We start from the raw sequence: 9,364 nt of genomic DNA on the forward strand, positions 1-9,364 counted from the left end.
ATAATTGAGTTGCCCGCGGCATCCGCTTGCCGAACGCAGTGGATCGTTTCAACCGCCTGAGCGCCGCCCGTCTGCGTGGCGACAGGTTTATCAGAGAATGTCATGTCTACCGCGTCACACGCCGCTTCCTCATCCGAAGAATCCAAGTTCAAGACAGTTTTCCGCGTGGTTAGCGGCAACTTTCTTGAGATGTACGACTTCATGGTCTACGGCTATTACGCGTCCGCGATTGCCAAGACCTATTTCCCGAGCGGTAACGAATTCGCCTCGCTGATGCTGTCGCTGTCGGTATTCGGTGCGGGCTTCCTGATGCGGCCGCTTGGCGCAATCGTGCTGGGTGCTTACATCGACCATCACGGCCGGCGCAAAGGCCTGATCCTTACCCTCGGCCTGATGGCGCTCGGCACCCTCACGGTCGCGTCGATACCAGGCTACGCGACCATCGGCGTGCTCGCACCCGTGCTAGTGCTGGGCGGCCGGCTGCTGCAAGGCTTCTCCGCCGGGGTCGAACTGGGCGGCGTGTCGGTCTATCTGTCGGAGATCGCCACCAAGGGCAACAAGGGCTTCTATTGCGCGTGGCAGTCCGGCAGCCAGCAGGTTGCCGTGGTGTTCGCCGCACTGATCGGCGTGTTCCTGAACAAGTGGTTGCCGGCTGACCAGATGACCGCCTGGGGCTGGCGCGTGCCGTTCCTGATCGGTTGCCTGATCGTGCCGTTCCTGTTCCTGATCCGCCGTTCGTTGCAGGAAACCGAGGAATTCAAGGCGCGCAAGCATCGTCCGAGCATGGGCGAGATCATGAAGACGATGGCCGCCAACTGGGGCATCGTGCTGGGCGGTATGGGCATGGTCATCATGACCACCGTGTCGTTCTACATGATCACGGCCTACACGCCGACCTTCGGCAAGGAAGTGCTGAAGCTGTCGTCGATCGATACGCTCGTCGTCACCGTCTGTATCGGTTTGTCGAACCTGATCTGGCTGCCGCTCGCGGGCGCGTTGTCGGACCGCATCGGCCGCCGTCCGGTGCTGATTGCGTTCACTATCCTGACGATCATCACCGCATACCCGGCCCTGCAATGGCTGGTCGCTGAGCCGTCGTTCGCTCGCCTTCTGGCGGTCGAGCTGTGGTTGTCGTTCCTGTACGGCAGCTACAACGGGGCCATGGTGGTGGCGCTGACCGAAGTGATGCCGGTCGAAGTGCGGACCGCCGGCTTCTCGCTGGCCTACAGTCTGGCTACGACGATTGGCGGCTTCACGCCGGCCATTTCCACGTTGCTCATTCACACCACTGGCAACAAGGCAGCGCCTGGACTGTTCCTGGGCGTGGCGGCGATTTGCGGGCTGATCGCGACGCTGGTGCTGTATCGCACGCCGGAGTCGCGCAATCAGTATCGAGCGGCTTAAGCGTCGCCGTTCATCCGGACAAACAAAAACCCCGCGCTTCACACGAGCGCGGGGTTTTTTCTTGAGCGTTGCGTCGGCGACCGATTTCGGTGAGTTCGGCTCAGTTAGCCGCGGCGCAATTCGTGAGCCACTGCCTCCACCACATCGCCCCACGCGCCGGGCTGTGGCTGGCGCAGCAGCGTTGCGCCCGGATACCACGGACTGCGCGTCTCGTCGACGAACCAGCGCCAATCCGCGGCGAACGGCAGCATAAGCCATAGCGGCTTTTTCAGTGCGCCGGCGAGGTGAGCGATCGATGTATCGATCGACACGACTGCGTCGAGCCGCTCGATGATCGCCGCAGTATCCGCAAAATCGCCGATCCGCCTATCGAAGCGATGAATCGACGCCGCGCGCGGATGCGCGTCGAGCGCCGCGTGTTCCTCGGCGCCCAGTTCAGGTTGCAGCACGATCCAGTCGATCCCTTCGAGCGCGAACAGCGGAGCGAGCGCGGCGAGCGGCATCGAACGGGTTTCGTTCTGCTGGATGCGTCCTGACCACGCGATGCCGATCTTGCGCTTCGCGTGACCGCCGAGCGAGCCGCGCCATTTGCGGCCGTAAGCCGGAGGTACGCTGAGGTAGGGCGTGCGGTCGGGAATCGTGTCGTAGGTTGTGCCGAGCGCGAGTGGCAAGCTCAGCAGCGGGCATTGCAGATCCGCCGCTGGACGCGGTGTGCCCTGGGCGATCAGCGTGACGCGCCACACTTGCGCGGCCGGTGCAAGCAGCGGCAGCAGTTGCGGCTGCACTTCGAGCACAACGCGCGCGGCACGCTGCGCGGCCAGTGGCACGAAGCGGACGAATTGCAGCGTATCGCCGAAACCCTGCTCGGCATGAACGAGAAGCGTGCGTTGTTCGATCGGCTCGCCATGCCAGCGCGGCAACGTCTGAATGACCGGCTGCGCGGTGGTTTGCAGCCGCCATTCGTATTCCGGCAGCCCGCGCGCGAAATCGCGCAACGCGAGCCAGGCAAGCGCGCGGTTCATGTGCGCGGACGCTAGATCGGGGCGCAAGCGCAGCGCCTGATCGAAGGCACGCACTGCCGCGGCATGCGCGCCCAGTGCCTGGTGTGCAGTGCCGAGACTCAGCCATGCGAGCGCGAACTGCGGATCGAGACCCACCGCGCGCTCGAGATACGGCAGCGCTTGCGCATGGCGTCCCAGCGCCGCGAGCGCGTTGCCGAGCCCGAAGATGGTGGGCGGCAGGTTCGGCTGCAAGGCGAGCGCCGCCTGGAAAGAGGCGACCGCTTCTGCGTGGCGGCCGGTGGCGTCGAGCGTATTGGCGAGATTGAAATGTGCGGCGACGAAACGCGGTTCGGCTGCCAGTGCCGCCTGGAAGCGCGGGATCGCCTCGTTCGCGCGGTCAAGCGCGTTCAGCGACATGCCCATGTTGTTGAGCGCACCCGCATGCCCAGGGCGCAGTTCGAGCGCGCGCTGGAACGACGCGATCGCCTCCGTATGCCGGCCGAGCGCGTGCAATGCATTGCCCAGATTGTTATGCGACGAGGCGTCGTTCGGTTGCAGGCGCAGCGACTTCTCGAAGGCGTCGGCGGCGTCTTCGTGGCGGCCCACCGACGCGTATGCATTGCCCAGGTTGTAGTGCGCCATCGGGAAAGACGGCGCAAGCGTAAGCGCATTGCGGAACTGTTCGATGGCGTCGTCGATCTGGCCGAGCGCCTTCAGCGCATTGCCGAGGTTCAACTGCAGCGCGGCGTCTTCCGGGCGCAGGTTCACCGCGCGCCGTACGAGCTCGGCGGCTTCGGCGTGCTGGCCCTGCTGGTGGCGCAGGACGCCCAGCAGGTGCAACGCATCGACGTGCACGGGGTTGCCCTCGAGCGTCGCGCGGTAGCCGCGTTCGGCGTCGTCGAGGCGGCCGTCACGATGCGCCGCGAAAGCGCGGTCAAATACTTGTTGCATGACGGAGGGATGGCATTCGGGTGAGGCAGAGGCCGCATTTTCCCACACTCGCCGGGCCGCCCTCCAATTTGACCTGTCACCTCGATATCTATAACATATGAATACCTGTTCATATGTATGTCAATGATGCCGCTTGCCATGGCTTCCGCTATCTCGCCTGTCAGTTTCGAAGACCGCCCGGTGGAGACGATTGTGCCGCTGGCCGACCTGTTTCGCCTGCTTGGCGATCCGACGCGTTTGCGCATCGTGCTCGCGTGCGTCGACGAGCGGCGCGCGGTCGGCGCGATCGCCCAGGGGCTGGGCCTGTCGCCGTCGCTGGTGAGCCACCATTTGCGGCTGCTGCGCGCGGCTCGGATCGTGCGCGCGGAGCGGCAGGGCAAGCAGGTGTTCTATCTTGCCGCCGACCGCCACATCAGCGCGATGCTGGCCGGCATGCTCGAGCATGTCGCTGAGCCGGCCGGCGAATTTTCTTTGGACCCGTCATGAAGAAAATTACCGCCCCGAACCGGGCCGCCGAAGAGCGCGAGGACGACCACGCGCCGGTGTGGCTCGAGGGGGAATTCGATGGCATCGATGGGGAAGATGCGCAGGGCGGGGGGCAGGAAGGCGATGCTCGCGATCAGGGCGAGCTTCGGCACGGCGCGGTTCGTCCTGAGGTCGACGATGCAGGTGGGAGCGGCACGGAGGGGCACGGCACGCAGGGGCACGAAGCGCATGAGCGCGAGGCGAGCACGCACGGTATGTGTAAGCAGATCGCGCATGATCACGGCGCGGACCATAACCGCAGCGCCGACAGTCATAGCAGCCACGTCGACCACAACCACGGCAGTCACGCCGACCATAGTCACAGCGACCACAACCACGGCAGCCACGCCGGCCACAGCCACAGCGCCCACAATCACGCTGGCCACAGCCACAGCGGCCACAGCCACGCCCACGCACCCGCCCCAGGCCACGGCCGTGCCTTCGCGCTCGCCGTCGGGCTGAACGTAGCGATCGTGCTGGTTCAAGCCGTCTACGGCGTGATCGCGCATTCCACCGCGCTGCTCGCCGACGCCGGCCACAATCTCTCCGACGTGCTCGGCCTGCTGCTCGCCTGGGGCGCAACGTGGCTCGCCGCGCGTCGTCCGTCGGCGCGCTATACCTTCGGCTACGGCAGTTCGTCGATCCTGGCGTCGCTCGCCAACGCGGGGTTGTTGCTGTTCGCGTGCGGCGTGATCGTCGCGGAGGCGATCGGTCGCCTGATGAACCCGGCACCCGTCGCGGGACTGGTGGTGTTCGTCGTCGCGGCGGTCGGCGTGGTCGTGAACGGCTTCTCGGCGTGGCTCTTCATGCGCGGCCAGAAGGAAGATCTGAACATTCGCGGCGCGTTCCTGCATATGGCCGCGGACGCCGCCATCTCGGCCGCGGTCGCGATCAGCGGTCTCGTGATTCTCTATACCAACTTGACGTGGCTCGATCCGGTGATGAGCCTGTTCGTGGTCGCGGTTGTGGTGGTTGGCACGTGGGGTCTGCTGCGCGATTCGGTGCGCATGGCGCTCGACGCCGTGCCGCCCGGCGTCAGTCTGCAGGATATCCGCGACTATCTCGCCGAACAGCCCGGCGTCACCGACGTGCACGACCTGCACGTCTGGGCGCTGTCGACCACCGGCAATGCGCTCAGCGCGCATCTGGTGATGCCGGCAGGCCATCCCGGCGACGAGTCGATCGACGCCATCGTCGTCACACTGCGCGAACGTTTTTCGATGCAGCACGCCACGCTGCAAGTCGATCTCGGCACCACCGAGCATCGATGCGCGATGGATCATCCCCACGATTGATGCAGCGCACCGTTGAGCGGGTTATCGGCGGCGTACACTAGAACGATCTGTTGTCTCCGGAGTCCCGCATGGACGCTGCCGCACACGATGCGTCGCCGGTGCTGATCGTTGGGGCGGGTCCGACCGGGCTCGCCGCGGCAATGAGTCTGGCGCGTGCCCACATCCCCGTGCGTCTGATCGACAAAGCGCTGCAACCGAACCCGCATTCACGGGCCATCGGCATTCAGGCACGCACGCTCGAACTGTTTGAACAGCACCGCCTGATTGAGCCGTTTCTCGAACTCGGTCATCGCGCGCGCATCGCCAATCTTTTTTCCAATGGCATGCGTCTCGCGCGCCTCGATTTCGATCCGTTGCGCACGCGCTATCCCTATCTGCTGTTTCTCGATCAATCCGTAACCGAACGGTTGCTGACGGAGCATCTCGCGACGCTCGGCGTGACCGTCGAACGCGGCGTTGAACTGATGATGTTCGTGCAGGGTTCCGCCAGCATTCAGGTGACGCTGCGTCGCGCGGACGGCCGTACCGAGACCCTGCGCCCGTCGTACGTCATCGCGGCTGACGGCGCGCACAGCACGATCCGCCACCGGCTCGGCGTGAGCTTTGCGGGCAGCACCTTCGAACAGACGTTCCTGCTGGCCGATGTGCATGCCGAAACCGATTGGCCCGAGGACGAATTCCATATCTTCGCGTCGGGCGAGGGTCTCGTCGCACTGTTTCCGATGGGTCATGGCCGTCACCGTCTGATTGCGGACCATCCGGTCGAACCGACCCCGGTCCCGGCGCCGGTCACGCCCGCTGTGCTCGGCGAGCCGCCACTCAATCACGTCTCGCCGCCGTCGCTCGCCGAATGCAAGGCGCTGATTACCCGGCGCGTGCGGGAACGTGTCGACGTGTCGGAGCTGGCATGGTCGTCGTATTTCCATCTGAACAGCAGAATGGTGGAGCGGCTGCGCGTCGGCCGCATCTTCCTCGCGGGGGATGCGGCTCACGTACACAGCCCGGCCGGCGCGCAAGGGATGAACACGGGCATTCAGGAAGCGTTCAATCTGGGCTGGAAGATCGCGCGCGTTCTGAAAGGCGCGGCGCCTGACCGTCTGCTCGACACGTATCACAGTGAACGGCATCCGATCGAACGCGACGTGCTGCGGCAAACGGGCTTCATCACGCATATGGCCGAGGCCGATCATGGACCGCTGAAGCTGCTACGCGAGCGCGTGATGCCGGTGCTGGCCGCGCTCGGTCCGCTGCGCGATGCGGCGCGTATGACGATCAGCGAGTTGTCGGTCCAGTATCGGCGCAGTCCGCTGACGCTCGAACGCCTGCTCGACGGCGGCCCGCGTGCCGGCGAGCGCGCGCCGGATGCGCTGGTGCACGTAGTGGATGGGCCGCTTGGCCGCGCGCCGGGCGTCGGTTGCATTTTCGATCTGCACGATCCGGCGTTCTTCTCGTTGTTCCTGCTGGTCCCGCCGCTGGCCGTCGACGACACGCCGCTCGATCCGGCCGCGAAGCACGCACCGCCGCCGGACCCGGAACTGGAGCGGCTGGCTGCGGAAGTCGAGAGATTGTTGCCGGGCGCGGTGCGCATCTGGCGCGTGACCGATACGAGCGGCGAGGGCGGCCCGGCGCTGTCCGAATCGTATGGACGCACGCGGCCGTCGTTCTATCTGGTGCGGCCGGACGGCTACATCAGCGCGCGCGGACGCACGGGGTCCGACCTGCACGGCTTGCTGCGGCACTGCGAAGCATGGTTCGCAGTGGGTGGCGTGATACCGGAGCAGACGGCGCTGTGAGGAGGCGCTGACACGAACGCGCCTCGCGCGCGTCGTATCCGCTGGCTGACCGGCCTTCGCTTACACCGCAGCCGCAGCCGCCGGCGTCAACCCGTCACGATGCTTGACGAGCGCTTCCCTGACGATGCCCGACATTTCGATACCGCTTGCATCCGGCTCATCGAGCGCCGCCAGTAAAGCGCGCCGCATGCGCGGCTCCCAGAAGCGGCGGATATGATCGGCGATACCGGCGAGTGCTTCCTCACGGTCCGGCATCGAATCGAAAAAGTCGCCGATCCGGTTCGCCATGTCGATCAGATTCTGATTGTCCATGGCTTGCCTCACTTACCCGATGTTGCGTTGGCCAGCTCGCGCTGCTTCAGCAGATCGAGCTGCTCCGTGTTGAAGCGCGAATAGTCCTGCTGCCATTGCGACGGCTGTTCGACCGGCATCACCTGCACCGCGGTCACCTTGTACTCGGGACAGTTCGTCGCCCAGTCCGAGCTATCGGTGGTGATCACGTTCGCGCCCGATTCGGGGAAGTGGAACGTCGTGTAGACGACGCCCGGTTGCATCCGCTCGGTCACCTTCGCGCGCAATACGGTTTGTCCGGCACGGGATTCGATGCCGACCCAATCGTCATTCCTGATGCCGCGTTCTTCCGCATCGTGCGGGTGGATTTCGAGACGATCTTCGTCATGCCAGCGCGAATTTTCGGTGCGGCGTGTCTGTGCGCCGACGTTGTACTGCGACAGGATGCGGCCCGTAGTAAGCAGCAGCGGGAACTTGCGCGTGACCTTTTCCGGCGTTGCGATGAACTTCGTAATCACGAACTTGCCCTTGCCGCGCACGAAGGTGTCGATGTGCATGGTCGGCGTACCGTCTGGAGCGTCCTCGTTGCACGGCCACTGGATGCTGCCGAGCTCGTCCAGCTTCCTGTACGACACGCCGTGGAAAGTCGGCGTGAGACGTGCGATCTCGTCCATGATCTGCGACGGATGCGCGTAGTCCATTTCATAACCGAGCGCGCGCGCGAGCATCACCGTGACCTCCCAGTCGGCGTAACCCGGCACCGGCGGCATCACCTTGCGCACGCGCGAGATGCGGCGTTCCGCGTTGGTGAAGGTGCCGTCCTTTTCGAGGAACGACGAACCCGGTAGCAGGACGTGAGCGTACTTTGCGGTTTCGTTGAGGAAAATGTCCTGCACGACGATGCATTCCATCGCAGACAATGCCGCCGACACGTGGTGCGTGTTCGGATCGGATTGCACGATGTCTTCGCCCTGGCAGTACAGGCCCTTGAAGGTGCCGTGCACGGCGGCGTCGAACATGTTCGGAATGCGCAGGCCCGGTTCGGGCTGCAGCGTGACGTTCCATGCTTCCTCGAACAACGCGCGCGTGATCGAATCGCTGATATGCCGATAGCCCGGCAGTTCGTGCGGGAACGAGCCCATGTCGCACGAACCCTGCACGTTGTTCTGGCCACGCAACGGATTCACGCCGACACCTTCGCGGCCGATGTTGCCGGTCGCCATCGCCAGATTCGCGATACCCATCACCATCGTCGAGCCTTGCGCGTGTTCGGTGACGCCGAGGCCGTAATAGATCGCGGCGTTGCCGCCGGTGGCATAGATGCGGGCGGCTTCGCGGATGGATGCGGCGGGCACGCCGGTGAGTTCCTCGGTCGCTTCCGGCGCGTTCTCGGGCAGGGCGACGAACGCACGCCATTGCTCGAACGCGCGCGTTTCGCAGCGCTCGGCGATGAACGCTTCGTTCAGCAAGCCTTCGGTCACGATCACATGCGCGAGGGCATTGACCACGGCGACGTTGGTGCCCGGACGTAATTGCAGATGATGCGAGGCCTTCACGTGCGGCGTATCGACGATATCGATGCGGCGCGGATCGACCACGATCAGCTTCGCGCCCTCGCGGATGCGGCGCTTCATACGCGAGCCGAACACCGGGTGGCCGTCGGTCGGATTGGCGCCGATGACCATGATGACGTCGGCCTTGTCGACCGAGGCGAAGGTTTGCGTGCCGGCCGATTCGCCGAGCGTGGTCTTAAGGCCATAGCCGGTCGGCGAGTGGCAAACACGCGCGCAGGTGTCGACGTTATTGTTGCCGAAGGCGGCGCGCACGAGCTTCTGTACCAGATACGTTTCTTCGTTCGTGCAGCGCGACGACGTAATGCCGCCGATCGAATCGCGGCCGTGCTTCGCCTGAATGCGGCGGAATTCCGACGCCGCGTACGTGAGCGCTTCTTCCCAGCTGACTTCACGCCACGGATCCGTGATTTTCGCGCGGATCATCGGCTTGGTGATGCGGTCCTTGTGCGTCGCGTAGCCCCAGGCGAAGCGGCCCTTCACGCACGCGTGGCCTTCGTTGGCCTGGCCGTTCTTGTGCGGCACCATCCGCA

Annotated in this window: 7 protein-coding genes; 4 read left to right on the top strand and 3 right to left on the bottom strand. The window is 64.9% G+C overall.

Going from position 1 to position 9,364, the window contains the following annotated elements:
* Positions 1 to 102 precede the first annotated feature (102 nt).
* Positions 103 to 1,404, top strand: coding sequence for an MFS transporter (gene tcuC, locus FSO04_RS12475; RefSeq protein WP_154559970.1), 1,302 nt, complete (start codon positions 103 to 105; stop codon positions 1,402 to 1,404).
* Positions 1,405 to 1,508: 104 nt separating this feature from the next.
* Here tcuC and FSO04_RS12480 read toward each other — a convergent pair whose 3' ends face one another.
* Positions 1,509 to 3,356 (bottom strand): tetratricopeptide repeat protein, encoded by a 1,848-nt coding sequence (locus FSO04_RS12480; RefSeq protein ID WP_154559971.1) that lies wholly within the window; start codon positions 3,354 to 3,356, stop codon positions 1,509 to 1,511.
* A 138-nt stretch (positions 3,357 to 3,494) separates the two neighbouring features.
* Between FSO04_RS12480 and FSO04_RS12485 the strand changes: the two genes are divergently transcribed.
* The 3 genes from FSO04_RS12485 (at position 3,495) to FSO04_RS12495 (ending at position 6,969) form a co-directional block, all read left to right on the top strand.
* Positions 3,495 to 3,842, top strand: a complete 348-nt coding sequence (locus FSO04_RS12485) for an ArsR/SmtB family transcription factor (protein WP_233464818.1) — start codon at positions 3,495 to 3,497, stop codon at positions 3,840 to 3,842.
* 254 nt (positions 3,843 to 4,096) lie between these two features.
* The gene (locus FSO04_RS12490; protein WP_154559981.1) at positions 4,097 to 5,176 is read left to right on the top strand and encodes a cation diffusion facilitator family transporter; all 1,080 of its coding nucleotides are present in this window, start codon (positions 4,097 to 4,099) and stop codon (positions 5,174 to 5,176) included.
* Between the two features lie 68 nt (positions 5,177 to 5,244).
* Entirely contained in the window at positions 5,245 to 6,969 is a 1,725-nt protein-coding gene (locus FSO04_RS12495; protein ID WP_154559973.1) for an FAD-dependent monooxygenase, read from the top strand.
* Between the two features lie 60 nt (positions 6,970 to 7,029).
* Here the strand turns inward: FSO04_RS12495 and FSO04_RS12500 are convergent, their stop codons facing one another.
* Together FSO04_RS12500 and fdhF are read right to left on the bottom strand one after the other, a co-directional pair.
* Positions 7,030 to 7,281, bottom strand: coding sequence for a formate dehydrogenase subunit delta (locus FSO04_RS12500; RefSeq protein ID WP_154559974.1), 252 nt, complete (start codon positions 7,279 to 7,281; stop codon positions 7,030 to 7,032).
* Between the two features lie 8 nt (positions 7,282 to 7,289).
* Positions 7,290 to 9,364, bottom strand: a 2,075-nt coding sequence (gene fdhF / locus FSO04_RS12505; RefSeq protein WP_154559975.1) for a formate dehydrogenase subunit alpha, incomplete at its 5' end; no start/stop codon positions are given.

This window comes from Paraburkholderia madseniana, from assembly GCF_009690905.1.
GTDB classification, from domain to species: Bacteria; Pseudomonadota; Gammaproteobacteria; order Burkholderiales; family Burkholderiaceae; genus Paraburkholderia; species Paraburkholderia madseniana.